Raw genomic sequence first — 14,539 nt, 5'->3', positions numbered from 1 at the left:
TGAAAGGAAATTGATATGGATAAAGTAAAGAAGATTATTGCCTTGTTAGAAAATGGGTTACATGATGAGGCATTAGAAAAATATACAGAAATTCTTTCTCACGGTACACATGAAGAAAGGTTTGTTTTAGCGGAAGAACTGATGCAATATGGGTTTCTACAAGAGGCACACCAATTAATCGAGAGGCTATTAGATGCATACCCTGAGGAAGGCGAACTGCTTATAATGAAAGCAGAAATCTTCATTGATTTAGGAAATGAAGAAGAAGCCGTGCTCGTATTAGAGCAAGTAAATCAACAAGATGCTAGTTATCCACAAGCATTATTATTGTTGGCAGATTTATATCAGATGGAAGGTTTATACGAGGTCAGTGAAAGGAAGTTATTAGAGGCGAAAGCGATACTTCCGGAAGAGCCAATTATTGATTTTGCCTTAGGTGAATTGAGTGCAGAACAAGGGAAGTTTTTAGAAGCAGTTAAATTATATGAAAAAGTACTGACAAAGAAAGAGCTTATTGGCGGTGTTAACGTTAACCAAAGAATGGCTGAAAGTTTAAGTGCAGGGGGTGCTTTTGAGGAAGCGTTACCTTATTATGAAAAAGCGCTTGAAGAAAAGTTGGAAATACATACGCTATTTAGCTATGCATTCACCGCTTTACAAGCTGGTTATAATCAAGTAGCCATTGAGAAATTCAATGAGCTCAAGGAAATAGATCCAGAATTTCACTCGCTGTATTTGCATCTCGCAAAGGCGTATGAACGGGAAGAACAGGTGCAAGAAGCCTTGGCAACAGTAAAACTGGGAATTAAACAAGATGAATATAATAAAGAGCTTTATTTTTATGGTGGTAAGCTAGCCTTAAAGATTCCAGATGAACAACTAGCAGTTGACCTGCTTAGAGAAGCGTTAGCAATTGATCCAGAATATATTGATGCTGCTGTTGTGATTAATAAAGTTTTTATGAATAACGAGCGTTTTCATGATGTAATAGAAATTGCAGAATTAATGCAAAGCGCTGATGTTACTGATCCACAACTATTATGGGATGCAGCTAAAAGTTATCAAGAAATAGAAGAATATTCACAGGCATTAAACAAATACAATGAAGCATATACTTATTTTAAACAGCAGCCGGATTTCTTGGCAGACTATGGATATTTTTTAATTGAAGAAGGAAAAAGAAAGGAGGCTGCCGAACTTTTTAGTAAGCTTACTCGTTTGGAACCTCACAACGAAGAATATCAGGATATCCTGCAGCGGCTTTCAGATGAGTCGTAGAGGTTTGCATCATCAGAAAGTCTACCTGAAGCTAATGAAAAAAATTAAAAGCTGCAGCAGAGGAGGGAATCAAAATGACGGCCCCTGTATCTGTCAATGAAAAGAAAGACTTTATTCGTTGGTTTCTTAATCATTATCAGTTAAAAAGAAGAGAGTGTGTTTGGATTCTTAACTACTTAATGAGTCATGATCAATTAATGGAGAAGGTTCATTTTGTGGAACAGGCTCAGTATTGTCCGAGAGGATTAATCATGTCTACACATTGTGTAGATGAAGCCCCTTTTCGGTTTTACAAAGAGAATGTAATGACAACTGATGCAGAAAAGTCATTTCATGATATCCGCTTAAATAGAGAAGAAGATATATTTATTCAGTTGAACTTCCACGCTGCCAATAAAGCTCATCAATATGCAGCAGTGTTAGAAGAAAATCCTTTTATGCCAAAGACATTAAGAATAAGTGAAAAAGACCGTATGATAGCTGAAAGGTTTTTAACAGAGAGCTTAGCGCGCTTTCAAAAGGAAAAATTACTAAAAGAAATTGATGAGGCATTAGATAAACAAGATAAAGAAAGATTTATTCAATTAACAGCGAAGTTGAATAAACTTCAAACATAGGCTTATTCTTTATAACTATAGAAAGAACGAACGTACAAAAAAGATATGCTCCCTATTTTTATAGGGTCATATCTTTTTTTCATCTTCATAACCTGTTGAGACGGGGTGGGGATGAGGAAAGTCTTACTATAAGGTTTTAGTTCCAATTTTTTTGAGTTTAATTGCTATGGGGAGGTTTTAATTAAGACTAATGAAGCTACAGAGGGTGCTACTAAATATAGCTATTAGGTATATATTTAATGAATTCTGAAATGTTCAAAAAATAGTCACTGTTGCCTTTTGATAGAAGGTCATTTCCGTGGTATGATAAATAAGGAATAATAAGGAGTAATTGGAGTGATTAGGATGAAGTGGCATACACAGGATATACAATTGTTTTTGAAAGAAAGAGATTATATTGATACAGTCATACTTCCTCTTTATCCCGTATCTTTTGCAGATGATATCCAGCAAACCGTGGCAATGACCGAATTTATTAACCTCTTATCTGGGCAACTAGAAAAACAATTTAAAGGCAGAATTCTTATGTTACCGGGAATGAGCTATTTAAAGATAATTTCTGAGGAAAAACGGCTTGCAGATTTAATAGAATGGGAAAAAGAATTAATTTCTCAAGATTTTAAACATATTTTTTACATAACTTCTGATAGTGATTGGAAAACTGTAGAAGAACAGTTAGATGGAGGGTTAATTTGGATGCCTTCAATTCCGCTTGATAACATGGATGATCAGTACAAGCTTTCAATTTTAGAAGATCAGGTAAAACAATTACTGAATGTATTTGTGAAGAAATGGCAGAATAATGATTGAAGAGTCACATAAATCTCATAGTTGTGATGATTCAGTGAAGGATTATATTGACCTTCCATAAAGATTGATATATCATTGGTATGTCCTAGTTTTATATTGTGTTGAACTTTGTCCGTTGGACTTAACTTCATAATAGAGGGGGGAAAAGTATGAGCAAAAATCGTGTGACAAGACGTCAATTCCTTAATTACACACTCACAGGTGTAGGCGGATTCATGGCAGCAGGAATGTTGTTACCTATGGTGCGGTTTGCAGTAGATCCGGTCCTACAACAGAAAGGTGATAGTGATTTTATTGCAACAAATCAGAAGATTTCTGATTTAACAACAGAGCCTACTAGGGTTGACTATTCGTTTGAGCAACAAGATGGCTGGTATTCTTCGGAAGAAACTGGTACTGCATGGGTTTACAAAGATGAGAATGATAAAGTTGTCGCATTATCACCTGTATGTAAACATTTAGGTTGTACAGTAAACTGGAATGGAGATAAGGCAAATGAAAATCATTTCTATTGTCCTTGTCACGGAGGTCTTTATACAAAAGATGGTACAAACGTTCCAGGTACACCACCAATTGCAGCACTTGATGTTTTTCCAACAAAAGAAGTAGATGGGTTCTTACACTTAGGTAAGGCAGAACCGCGATAAGGAGGCGTAATCATTGTTCAATAAAATTTATGATTGGGTTGATGAACGTTTGGATATTACGCCAATTTGGCGAGATATTGCTGACCACGAAGTACCTGAGCATGTAAACCCTGCGCATCACTTTTCGGCGTTTGTTTACTGCTTCGGAGGTCTAACGTTCTTTGTAACTGTTATTCAAATTTTGTCTGGAATGTTCTTAACAATGTACTATGTTCCAGATATCAAAAATGCTTGGGAGTCTGTATATTATTTACAAAACCATGTAGCATTCGGACAAATTGTTCGTGGGATGCATCACTGGGGAGCTAGCTTAGTTATTGTTATGATGTTTTTACATACTTTACGCGTATTCTTCCAAGGTGCTTACAAAAAACCACGTGAATTAAACTGGCTCGTTGGAGTAGGAATATTCTTTGTTATGTTAGCACTTGGATTAACGGGCTACCTATTACCATGGGATATGAAAGCTTTATTTGCAACAAAAGTTACCATTCAAATTGTCGAATCAACTCCATTTATTGGTGAAATGTTAAAAACACTTATTGCTGGGGACGCATCTATTGTCGGAGCTCAAACGATAACACGATTCTTCGCCATTCACGTTTTCTTCCTACCAGCAGTATTATTTGGCTTAATGGCTGCTCACTTTATTATGATTCGTAAACAAGGTATTTCTGGTCCATTGTAAAATGAAATCTTCTATTAAAAGGAGGGGAATTATTACATGCATCGCGGAAAAGGAATGAAATTCGTAGGTGATTCCCGTATATCTGCTGAACGTAAGACTTTCATTCCGAAAGATTATTCGGAATATCCAGGCAAAACAGAAGCTTTCTGGCCAAACTTCTTACTGAAAGAATGGATGGTAGGAGCCGTTTTCCTAGTAGGTTTCTTATGTTTAACAATTGCGCACGAACCACCGCTTGAAAAGATCGCGGATCCGAGTGATACAGCTTATATTCCGCTACCAGACTGGTATTTCTTATTCTTATATCAATTGCTTAAATACACATATGCATCAGGACCATATAATGTTATTGGTGCATTTATTATTCCAGGATTAGTATTTGGTGCACTAGCATTGGCACCATTTATCGATCGCGGTCCTGAACGTAGACCTTCAAAACGTCCTTTTGCCACAGGTTTTATGATACTTGCATTGGCGGGGGTTACCTTCCTAACATGGGAGTCAGTTGCTCACCATGACTGGGAGGCTGCTGCAGAACAAGGGAAAATCGTTGCAGATGCTGAAGTTGATACCGAGGCAGAGGGGTATAAGCTGATGGAAGCGAATACTTGTTTAACTTGCCACGGTAATGAATTGCAAGGTGGTGCAGGTGCACCTGCTTTAATTGATGTTGAATTATCACCTGAAGAGATTAAAGATGTTATTCATAACGGTCGTGGAGCTATGCCAGGAGGTATATTCACAGGCAGTGATGAAGAACTTGATAAAGTGGTCGAATTTATCGACAGCATAGAATCTGAATAAAAGTGAAAAAGAAGCTGACCAGCAGTTGTCAGCTTCTTTTCGTATCGTCCATAAAAAGTAGTAAGTGAGGTAGTCTATGAAACAAATTTATACGATATTGGGTAATCGGAGCTTTCTAATTCTTCTATTAATCATCAATATTGCCGGGACTGTATATGGTTACGATTGGTATATGTGGCAATTAGTTGATACACCGGCAATATTCCTCCCATTTGTTCCTGATAGTCCAACTGCTAGTTTGTTTTTCGTTTTTGTTCTTATTGCTTTTTTATTAGGTAGAAATTGGCCTATTTTTGAAGCGCTTGCGATTGTTACACTTGTGAAATACGGTATCTGGGCAGTTGTGATGAATTTACTTGTGTTTCAAGTGACTGGTGAAGTGGAGATAACGGCACTCATGCTTATTATTTCTCATGGTGCTATGGCTGTACAAGGTGTGCTCTATGCCCCTTTCTATCGCATAAAAGCTTGGCATCTAATGATAGCAGCTATCTGGACTTTGCATAATGATGTGATTGATTACGTTTTCTTTATGTTACCGAGATATTCTGTACTTAATGAATATATTCCGCAAATCGGTTATTTTACTTTTTGGCTTAGCATTTTTTCTTTAGGCTTGACCTATCTACTATGTATGCGGAAAGGAAAATATCAACTGAAAATGCCTTCCATTCATCGATAACCTTTTATTAATAAAAAATAAAGTTAGAACTTCATTACAGAAGCCTTCTAGCTTTATTTCCTCATTATTGCCATTATTGCTTCTAGTGTTTCATAGATAAATCTATTGATTGATGGTCTAACCTTGTCCACATCATCATACAATGCTATTAGCAATCCGATAAGGAGGACAGGTACGTATGAAATGGAGAGTTGTGGCTATTATTTTAGTTATTGCACTCATTTTCCCTTACATGATAGTAGCAGAGACAGAAAATGAAGATGGCATGATGAATCAATTGGATCTCTTATCAGATGAAGTTCTACACTTAGTTAAAGCGCAAAAATATGAAGACGCGAGTAGAATGTTGAATTATTTCACAGACCAATTTGTATTGGCTACAAGCACATCAACTGCGATGACGAGGGAAACTTTGAGAACTGTCACATCTGTTCACCAAGAAGTAGTTGAAGAAATAAATAAAGAACAAAGCTCATATGAGACGAAAGTACAAAAAGCAACAAAACTTCGGATATTAATGGACGTCCTATCCCCTGCGAAAGAACCAATGTGGCATGAAATGAAAGAACCGATGTTAAGTACGCTTGGGGAAGTAAGAGAGTCGATAGAAGCGGGTGATAGCGAGAGTTTTCATACACAGTACAATACCTTTCTCTCTCTTTATGATACGATATACCCTTCATTAAAATTGGAAGTAGAGCCAGCCACTATTCAACAATTGCATACACGCATTCAATATATTGATCAATATCGCCGAGATGTAATGGTGAAAGATGAAGGTAAAAGAGAGCTAGAATTATTGAATAGTGAGCTAGAAGATATTTTTGATACCATTACAGATGATGAAGCTGATCCATCATTATGGTGGGTGATTATTTCAACGGGGAGTATTATTATTTTAACCCTTTCGTATGTCGGTTTTAAAAAATATAAGGGTGGAAAGAAAAAAGAAAAAAATCCAGAGAGCTAAGGCTAAACGCTTGAATTGTCTTATTAAAAAAAGGTAAAATATAATCAAAGCATAAACATGATGAGCTTTTCCTTAGATAAATCACAGAAGGAAAAGGTAGTGGGAGAATGAGATGGCAAGAAAAATGGACTTTCATCTTGAGGCATCTAGAGACGAAGCTACCCATTTTTTTTGAATTGTTTGTAAGCAAGAATGTACCAATTATCAAGTTTTTTTAGAAGCAAGCATCCATGTAAAGTCGTGTTTTCACTATTTACAAAGCCATTCTGTCATACTGAGTGACTAACTAAAAGCTTTTAGCTTAGTATGTGAATATTTCTTCCAGTGTTTGTCTACATGATGCACATGTAGATGAGAAGCTTATACTTTATTAGGAGGTTCACCTATGTCGTTTTTGATTTACTTTATCATTATTATGATTGTCCCGATTGCTATTCAAATGTACTTGAAGAAGACGTATAAGAAACATTTACAAATATCTACTTCTTCAAATATGACTGGAGCAGAAGCGGCTAGAAAAGTTTTAGATGAAAATGGACTTTATAATGTCTCTATCGAACCAGTAAAGGGGCAACTTTCAGACCATTATGATCCGAGGGATAAGACCGTGAGATTATCTGAGGATAATTATTATGGATCTTCCATTGCTTCCGTATCAGTGGCGACACACGAAGTGGGTCATGCCATTCAAGATGCTGAAGACTATGCTTTCTTACGCTTTAGACATGCGCTTGTTCCAGTTGCGAACATTGGCTCTAACTTATCCTTCTTTTTCATCTTAGGAGGATTGTTGTTTCAATTTACTGGTATGATGTTACTTGGTATCATTTTCTTTGCTGCAGCGGTATTATTCCAGGTAATTACATTACCGGTTGAGTTTAACGCCTCATCTAGAGCACTCAATGTTATGGTAAGCTCGGGTGTGATTAGAAATGATGAAGAGTCTGGCGCTAAAAAAGTATTAAATGCAGCAGCTCTAACTTATGTAGCTGCAACAGTTATCGCTGTTATGGAATTACTGCGTTTTGTTCTTGCTTTTATTGGCATGAACAATGATGATTAATATATTTTAAATGTAAAAGCAACTGCTCACTTGAGGTAGTTGCTTTTTGTTAGGTTTTAGTAATCTCAGCGTTCTAAAGGTTTTTTGTTTTCATCCAATGTAAATCCTTCACCTAAGACATCGTGCACTTGTGATACGGTGACAAATGCATTAGGATCAACTGAATGAATAAGGTTCTTCAATTTAGTTAGTTCATTTCTAGCTACTACGCAATATAATACTTCACGATCCAGTTTAGTAAATGACCCCCGGCCTTTTAAAACGGTGACTCCTCTCTCCATTTCATAGAGAATTTTCGCAGAAATTTCTTCATTTTTCTCAGAGATAATCATTGCACCTCTTGCAGAATAAGCACCTTCTTGAATAAAATCAATCACTTTCGCGCCAACAAATACGGCAACTAGAGTATACATTGCCTCATAATATTTGAGATAAAAAATCAGTGATAATGTAATCACACAAAAGTCAAACACAAACATCGTTTTCCCCATGGAAGTACCGGTATACTTATTAACGAGTCGTGCAATAATATCAACGCCACCCGTTGTTCCACCATATCTAAAAATAATACCGAGACCAACCCCGATAAAAACACCTGCGAACAGTGCAGCTAAAGTAAGGTCATTCTTTAATGGCATATGTATTTGATATCTTTGGAATATTTCAAGGAAAAGTGAAACGCCTACCGTACCAATAATCGTATAGATAAATGCTTTTTTACCTAGTAGTTTCCATCCGATGAAAAATAAAGGAATATTCAATATTAAATTCGTGTAAGATGGATTCCAATCAAATAAGAAATACAATAAAAGCGTGATACCAGTAAAACCACCTTCTGCTAAGTTGTTTTGCATATTAAAGTGAACAATACCGAAAGAGAATATACTAGCGCCAAACAGAATAAGGATTATGTTCTTCATTTTTAATCCAAACATTCACAGTGCCCTCCGAAACATGATGAAATATATTACTTGCCATCTCATTATATAGATTCAATAGAGGATAAGCAATCACACTTTGGATAGGTGCGAGGCAGCGTATTCTCTCATACGCATACTATTTTTATCGGATTGAAATAAAGAAATAAACGATAGGAATTGTAAAAATGGCTATGTTTAGCTAACATGGAGAGTGTGAATAGAATGATAAAATGGTATGTATATGAGGTGAGAAGTAAATGAGTAAGTCAATGGAAGAATTACAGAGGGAAGTAGATGTCTATATTGGGCAATTTAAAGAGGGGTATTTTAGTCCACTTGCTATGATGGCACGATTGACAGAGGAATTAGGGGAGCTGGCAAGAGAAGTCAATCATACATATGGTGAAAAACCAAAAAAGAGTACAGAAAAAGAAAAGGCAATTGAAGAAGAAATGGGAGACATGCTTTTTGTATTAATTTGTCTTGCTAATTCTCTAAATATAGATTTAACGAAAGCGCATGACCAAGTGATGCATAAGTTTCAAACGCGCGATAAAGATAGATGGACACGTATGGAAGAAGGGGGAAGAAATAATGAAGACAATTAAGATCGTGATCGCAGGTCCAAGAGGTAGAATGGGGAGCGAGGCAGTTAAGTTAGTTCAGAACAAAGAAAATTATGAATTAGTAGCAGTTGTAGATCATAAAAATGATGGTGGCATTTTAAGTGATTTTAAAGGCTTTGAGGGAATCGATGTTCCTGTTTATTCTGATATAGAAAAATGTTTTAGAAATGAAGCTTGTGATGTTCTTATTGACTTAACCACGCCAGAAGTCGGTATGCATCATACAAAAACAGCGCTTACCTATGGCGTGAGACCAGTTGTTGGTACAACTGGGTTTACCAAAGAGAACTTACAAGAACTAGAGGATTTATGTCATGACTCCAGTTTAGGTGCGATTATTGCGCCAAACTTTGCTGTTGGTGCTGTGCTCATGATGAAATTTTCACAAATGGCAGCTAAATACTTTAATGATGTAGAAATTATTGAAATGCATCATGATCAAAAACTAGATGCACCATCTGGCACAGCTGTTAAAACAGCTGAGATGATTCGTGATGTAAGAGAGAGCAAGCAACAAGGGCATCCTAATGAAAAGGAAACGCTAGCTGGTGCTCGTGGGGCAGATTTTGATGGAATGCATATTCACTCCGTTAGACTTCCTGGCTTAATTGCACATCAACAAGTAATGTTTGGTTCTAGTGGACAAACACTGCAAATTCGCCATGATTCATACAATCGCGAATCATTTATGAGTGGTGTTGCATTAGCTGTCGACACTGTTGTTAAAATTGATACGTTAGTTTACGGATTAGAAAATATTATGGAGTAAGTATGGAGGCGGTGCCGATGAACATTGCATTAATTGCTCATGATAAAAAGAAGAATGATATTGTGAATTTTTCCAAAGCGTATCAAGGTATTCTTTCACAGCATCAATTATTTGCAACTGGTACGACTGGTTTAAGGTTGCAGCAGGAAGCAGATCTAACTGTACATCGTTTTCAATCTGGACCACTTGGTGGTGATCAGCAAATTGGAAGTATGATTGCGCAAAATAAAATGGATCTCGTCTTGTTTTTTAGAGATCCGCTCACCGCACAACCACATGAACCAGATATTACCGCGCTAATCCGATTATGTGATGTTTACGCTGTACCATTAGCGACAAATATGGGCACCGCGGAAGTTTTAATTAAAGGACTTGAAAGAGGAGATTTTTCCTGGAGAGAAATGATAAAAGAGAGTGAATAGAGATGAATGAAACAAAGCTTGATATACTTGCTTTCGGAGCGCATGCCGATGATGTAGAAATCGGCATGTCAGGAACAATCGCGAAGTATGTGGAAAAAGGTTATAAAGTAGGGATTTGTGATTTAACAGAAGCCGAGTTGTCTTCTAATGGTTATCCTGCTTTGAGGAAAACAGAAGCCATGGCAGCAGCGCAAATATTAAATGTGGCTGTAAGAGAAGGACTGCATTTAGGTGATAGACATTTATTTTTAACAAGTGAGCGTATTAAACAGGTCGTAGAAATGATAAGGAAGTATCAGCCGACTATTGTATTTGCGCCATATGAAATGGATAGACATCCGGATCATGCGAATGCAACAAAAATTGTCGAAGAAGCGGTCTTCTCTGCAGGTATTCGTAAATATCAAACAACTGAGTATCAAACGCATCATAAAGTGAAAAGCTTTTACTATTATATGATTAATGGATTTCACCAACCTGATTTTACGATAGATATAACAGCAACCATAGATAAAAAAATCGCCAGTTTAAATGCTTACCAAAGTCAATTCACGAAAACGGAGGGAGCTGTCGATACTCCGTTAACAAATGGTTATGTGGAAATGGTTGAAGCGAGAGAACGCCTATTTGGACAGCAAGTTGGCGTCAAATATGCAGAAGGTTTTAAAGTGAAAAAACCATTGATGATCGAAAACGATTTATTTGGAGTGTAAGAATGAATAAAAAACTTAAAATAGGGATTACTTGCTATCCGACTGTTGGTGGATCAGGGGTAATTGCCACAGAACTCGGAAAAATGCTGGCAGAAAGAGGACATGAAATTCACTTTATTTCTTCAAGCATTCCTTTTCGTTTAAATAAGATATATCATAATATTTTTTACCATCAAGTAGAAGTCAATCAATACTCCGTTTTTCAATATGCGCCTTATGACATCGCGTTAGCAAGCAAGATGGCAGAAGTGATCAAACGAGAAAATCTTGACTTACTTCATGTACATTATGCGGTGCCACATGCGATATGTGCCATTTTAGGGAAGCAAATGAGCGGTCGTGATGTCAAAATTGTTACAACTTTGCATGGAACAGATATTACGGTTCTTGGTTATGACTCATCATTAACGGAAGCGATAAAATTTGGAATTGAACAATCGGATGTTGTGACGGCTGTTTCAAACGCATTGATTGCGCAAACTTACGATTTAATCAATCCGCAGAAAAAAATTGTTCCTGTATACAATTTTATTGATGAGCGTGAATATGTAAAAAAAGATGTAGATTATTTGAAAGAAGAATTTCAAATAGCTGATGATGAGAAAGTGATTATTCATGTGTCTAACTTTCGTGGTGTGAAAAGGGTAGATGATGTTGTTCATTCATTTGCTAAAATAGCACAACATATAAAAGCTAAGCTCCTACTTGTAGGGGATGGTCCGCAGATGAGTGATATTTCAAAATTAGTAGATCAATTATCTTTACAACAACAAGTCATATTTCTTGGCAAACAAGATAACTTAGCGGAACTTTATTCCATTAGTGACTTAATGCTTTTATTGTCCGAAAAAGAAAGCTTTGGTTTAGTCGCGCTTGAGGCGATGGCATGCAATGTGCCATGTATAGGAACAAATGTTGGAGGTATTCCGGAAGTTATCCAAAATGGTGTAAATGGCTATATTTGTGAACTCGGTGATATTGAGAGTGTTGCAGCAGTCGCATTAGATATTTTACAAGATGAAAAATTACATACAAAGTTATCATTACAAGCAAAAGAATCTGTATTGACAAGTTTCCATGCCGATAAGATTGTTTCACAATACGAGCAGCTCTATTTCGATCTATTAAGTGAGGCGAAATGATGAAACCGATATTTCAAAGAGCCATTCCAATTATTGAAAAGCTTGAGGAAGCAGGTTATGAAGCTTATTTTGTCGGTGGTGCAGTAAGAGATCTTCTAATTGGTCGTGAAATAGCAGATGTAGATATCGCTACATCTGCTACACCAATTGAAATGAAAGCGATTTTTTCTAAAACCGTTGATGTAGGTATTGAGCATGGTACCATACTTATTCTTCATAAAGGTGAAGCATATGAAGTCACAACATATAGGGCAGAGTCAACGTATAGCGACTTTAGAAGACCGGATGAAGTCCGCTTTATCCGTCATTTAAAAGAGGATTTACAGAGAAGAGACTTTACGATGAATAGCATTGCGATGGATAAAAGTGGTGAATTAATTGACCCCTTCGCTGGAAGAGAATCAATCAAAAACAGAGAAATAAAGACCGTTGGTTCAAGTGAAGAACGCTTTAATGAGGATGCCTTAAGAATGATGCGAGCGCTTCGGTTTAAAAGTCAATTAGGTTTCGCTCTCGAAGAAGGTACCTATTATGCATTAAAAAAGAAAGCGCATTTACTGCAACATGTGGCAGTTGAAAGGAAGCTCGTTGAATTTAATAAATTATTACAAGGAGATTATCGAGTGGATGCCTTGACGCTTCTACAAGACTCAAACTTACATCGCCATTTACCGATGCTTTCGCAAAAGGATAAGGCACTTTCTCAGCTCGTCACCTATCCTCTTCAATCATTATCTTTGCCCGAAATATGGGTTCTGCTCTTAAAGGTTTTTCAATTTAGTGAGCATGAAGCAAAGTTAGGATTAAAAGCATGGAAGATGTCAAGTAAAGACATGAAAGAAATACTCAATCTTTATCAGTGGTTCCAAAAAAGACTTTCAAGACCCTTTCAAGCTACTACTATTTATCACAGTGGTTTAACAGTAGCAGTGAGTGCTGAAAAGCTTCATCAAGTATACAATCATGAAAGAGTAGAATATCCTGATCATTTAGTAGAAATGTATAACAAATTGGCGATTACTTCAAGAAAACAATTAGCAGTTAATGGTAATGATATTATCAATTGGAGTCAGCAATCAGCTGGTCCTTGGCTGAAGGAATGGTTAGCGAAAATTGAGGAAGCAATTATACTTGGAGAATTACAAAATAATAAAGAAGAGATCAGGGAGTGGCTGTTTCAATGGAATCAGAAATAAGGATAAAGTTATTAAATGCCTTCACGACTCACCAAGATGAATATTTGTCTGGGCAAGCTATCGCTGATTTACTCGGTTGTTCACGCACAGCAGTGTGGAAGCATATAGAAAATCTTCGTAAAGAAGGGTTTGAGTTTGAAGCGGTGAGACGAAAAGGATATCGCATTGTTGCTACACCAAAAAAAGTGATTGCTGACGAAATACGTTATGGTTTGAAAACAAATATACTTGGTAGTCATATCCATTATGAAGAAACAGTGGACTCCACCCAAAAAGTAGCTCATCAATTAGCAACAGATGGTGCAAGTGAAGGTACGATTGTAGTAGCAGAAGAACAGATAAGCGGTAGGGGAAGAATGGATCGAAAATGGATATCTCCTAAATATACTGGTGTTTGGATGAGCATCATTCTTAGGCCGCAACTTCCTCCTCATCGCGCCCCACAATTAACACTTATTGCTGCTGTTGCTGTTGTTCAAGCGATTGAGGAAGTGACCGGTTTAACAGCGGAAATTAAATGGCCTAATGATGTGTTGATTAATGGCAAAAAAATAACAGGGATATTAACAGAAATGCAAGCAGATGCAGATCGAATTGTTTCTATTATTATGGGGATTGGCATTAATGTGAATCAGAAATTGGATGACTATCCGAAGGAAATTCAATCGATTGCCACCTCCCTTTCAATTGAAAAGAAAGAAGAAATCTCCCGCGCACAAATTATTCAATCACTGTTATTTAAACTCGAAAAACTTTATCAACTCTATTTACAGCATGGTTTTCAGCCGATAAGAATTTTATGGGAAAGTTATGCCATTAGTATAGGAAAAAGAATAAAAGCGCGGACGCTATCTGGTACGATAACGGGAAAAGCGATTGGTATTACAGATGAGGGAATATTGCTTTTAGAAGATGAGGCTGGTGTGCAGCATCAAATTTATTCTGCAGATATTGAATTAGAATAATAGATATTTTTATAGAAAGTTAACGCAAATGTTGATATACTTTGTGTGGGCAGTATCGGAAAGAACTGCACCTGCTTGACCATCATATATACACGAAATCTGCCTAGATCCATTTAGGACCAGGACAGAGGGATGAGTTTAATAATGAGAACATACACTATCCTTCTGCACTTTTTTTGTAGAAGGTTATTTTTATGTCTTTCTCATTATCAGTAGATCATCACCTC

17 protein-coding genes are annotated in these 14,539 nt (G+C 36.7%); 16 read left to right on the top strand and 1 reads right to left on the bottom strand.

Annotation, left to right across the window (positions count from 1 at the left end; all coding sequences use genetic code 11):
* The first annotated feature begins 15 nt into the window (after nt 1-15).
* From MHH73_RS14150 to MHH73_RS14110, 9 genes are all read left to right on the top strand, one after another.
* Nucleotides 16-1,278: a tetratricopeptide repeat protein gene (locus MHH73_RS14150; protein WP_341067626.1), complete on the top strand. Its 1,263-nt coding sequence runs from the start codon at nt 16-18 to the stop codon at nt 1,276-1,278.
* Between the two features lie 74 nt (nt 1,279-1,352).
* On the top strand, nt 1,353-1,895 hold the full coding sequence (locus MHH73_RS14145) for a ReoY family proteolytic degradation factor (RefSeq protein WP_191810882.1): 543 nt from the start codon (nt 1,353-1,355) through the stop codon (nt 1,893-1,895).
* Nucleotides 1,896-2,240: 345 nt separating this feature from the next.
* Nucleotides 2,241-2,705 carry a YpiF family protein gene (locus MHH73_RS14140; RefSeq protein ID WP_341069779.1) on the top strand — a complete coding sequence of 155 codons (465 nt, stop codon included), beginning with the start codon at nt 2,241-2,243 and terminating at the stop codon, nt 2,703-2,705.
* 149 nt (nt 2,706-2,854) lie between these two features.
* Nucleotides 2,855-3,352, top strand: coding sequence for a ubiquinol-cytochrome c reductase iron-sulfur subunit (locus tag MHH73_RS14135; protein WP_341067624.1), 498 nt, complete (start codon nt 2,855-2,857; stop codon nt 3,350-3,352).
* Between the two features lie 13 nt (nt 3,353-3,365).
* A complete protein-coding gene (qcrB, locus tag MHH73_RS14130; protein WP_191810886.1) occupies nt 3,366-4,040 on the top strand; it encodes a menaquinol-cytochrome c reductase cytochrome b subunit in 675 nt (224 codons plus the stop codon).
* Between the two features lie 36 nt (nt 4,041-4,076).
* Nucleotides 4,077-4,844: a menaquinol-cytochrome c reductase cytochrome b/c subunit gene (locus MHH73_RS14125; RefSeq protein WP_191810888.1), complete on the top strand. Its 768-nt coding sequence runs from the start codon at nt 4,077-4,079 to the stop codon at nt 4,842-4,844.
* Nucleotides 4,845-4,920: 76 nt separating this feature from the next.
* Nucleotides 4,921-5,526: a DUF1405 domain-containing protein gene (locus MHH73_RS14120; RefSeq protein WP_191810890.1), complete on the top strand. Its 606-nt coding sequence runs from the start codon at nt 4,921-4,923 to the stop codon at nt 5,524-5,526.
* 178 nt (nt 5,527-5,704) lie between these two features.
* Nucleotides 5,705-6,496 (top strand): sporulation protein YpjB, encoded by a 792-nt coding sequence (locus MHH73_RS14115; RefSeq protein WP_341067621.1) that lies wholly within the window; start codon nt 5,705-5,707, stop codon nt 6,494-6,496.
* Nucleotides 6,497-6,881: 385 nt separating this feature from the next.
* Nucleotides 6,882-7,559: a zinc metallopeptidase gene (locus tag MHH73_RS14110; protein WP_095372775.1), complete on the top strand. Its 678-nt coding sequence runs from the start codon at nt 6,882-6,884 to the stop codon at nt 7,557-7,559.
* A 65-nt stretch (nt 7,560-7,624) separates the two neighbouring features.
* Here the strand turns inward: MHH73_RS14110 and MHH73_RS14105 are convergent, their stop codons facing one another.
* Complete coding sequence (locus MHH73_RS14105; RefSeq protein ID WP_341067619.1) at nt 7,625-8,494, bottom strand: YitT family protein; 870 nt, start codon at nt 8,492-8,494, stop codon at nt 7,625-7,627.
* A 242-nt stretch (nt 8,495-8,736) separates the two neighbouring features.
* Between MHH73_RS14105 and MHH73_RS14100 the strand changes: the two genes are divergently transcribed.
* The 7 genes from MHH73_RS14100 to MHH73_RS14070 are packed head-to-tail and all read left to right on the top strand — an operon-like array spanning nt 8,737 to nt 14,312.
* Complete coding sequence (locus MHH73_RS14100; protein ID WP_191810899.1) at nt 8,737-9,087, top strand: nucleotide pyrophosphohydrolase; 351 nt, start codon at nt 8,737-8,739, stop codon at nt 9,085-9,087.
* Nucleotides 9,074-9,874, top strand: a complete 801-nt coding sequence (dapB, locus tag MHH73_RS14095; protein ID WP_341067617.1) for a 4-hydroxy-tetrahydrodipicolinate reductase — start codon at nt 9,074-9,076, stop codon at nt 9,872-9,874. The genes MHH73_RS14100 and dapB overlap by 14 nt, the downstream gene beginning before the upstream one ends.
* Nucleotides 9,875-9,891: 17 nt before the next feature.
* On the top strand, nt 9,892-10,296 hold the full coding sequence (gene mgsA / locus MHH73_RS14090) for a methylglyoxal synthase (RefSeq protein ID WP_191810903.1): 405 nt from the start codon (nt 9,892-9,894) through the stop codon (nt 10,294-10,296).
* 2 nt (nt 10,297-10,298) lie between these two features.
* Nucleotides 10,299-11,009 carry a bacillithiol biosynthesis deacetylase BshB1 gene (gene bshB1, locus MHH73_RS14085; protein ID WP_191810905.1) on the top strand — a complete coding sequence of 237 codons (711 nt, stop codon included), beginning with the start codon at nt 10,299-10,301 and terminating at the stop codon, nt 11,007-11,009.
* 2 nt (nt 11,010-11,011) lie between these two features.
* Nucleotides 11,012-12,151 (top strand): N-acetyl-alpha-D-glucosaminyl L-malate synthase BshA, encoded by a 1,140-nt coding sequence (bshA, locus tag MHH73_RS14080; RefSeq protein WP_341067613.1) that lies wholly within the window; start codon nt 11,012-11,014, stop codon nt 12,149-12,151.
* Nucleotides 12,151-13,347 carry a CCA tRNA nucleotidyltransferase gene (locus MHH73_RS14075; protein ID WP_341067611.1) on the top strand — a complete coding sequence of 399 codons (1,197 nt, stop codon included), beginning with the start codon at nt 12,151-12,153 and terminating at the stop codon, nt 13,345-13,347. The genes bshA and MHH73_RS14075 overlap by 1 nt, the downstream gene beginning before the upstream one ends.
* Complete coding sequence (locus tag MHH73_RS14070) at nt 13,332-14,312, top strand: biotin--[acetyl-CoA-carboxylase] ligase (RefSeq protein WP_191810911.1); 981 nt, start codon at nt 13,332-13,334, stop codon at nt 14,310-14,312. The genes MHH73_RS14075 and MHH73_RS14070 overlap by 16 nt, the downstream gene beginning before the upstream one ends.
* The last annotated feature ends 227 nt before the right edge of the window (nt 14,313-14,539 follow it).

This window comes from Cytobacillus sp. FSL K6-0265, assembly GCF_038003465.1.
Lineage (GTDB): Bacteria > Bacillota > Bacilli > Bacillales > Cytobacillaceae > Cytobacillus > Cytobacillus stercorigallinarum.
The sequence above is the reverse complement of the archived record's forward strand: the minus strand, read 5'-3'. Positions and strand labels throughout refer to the sequence as shown.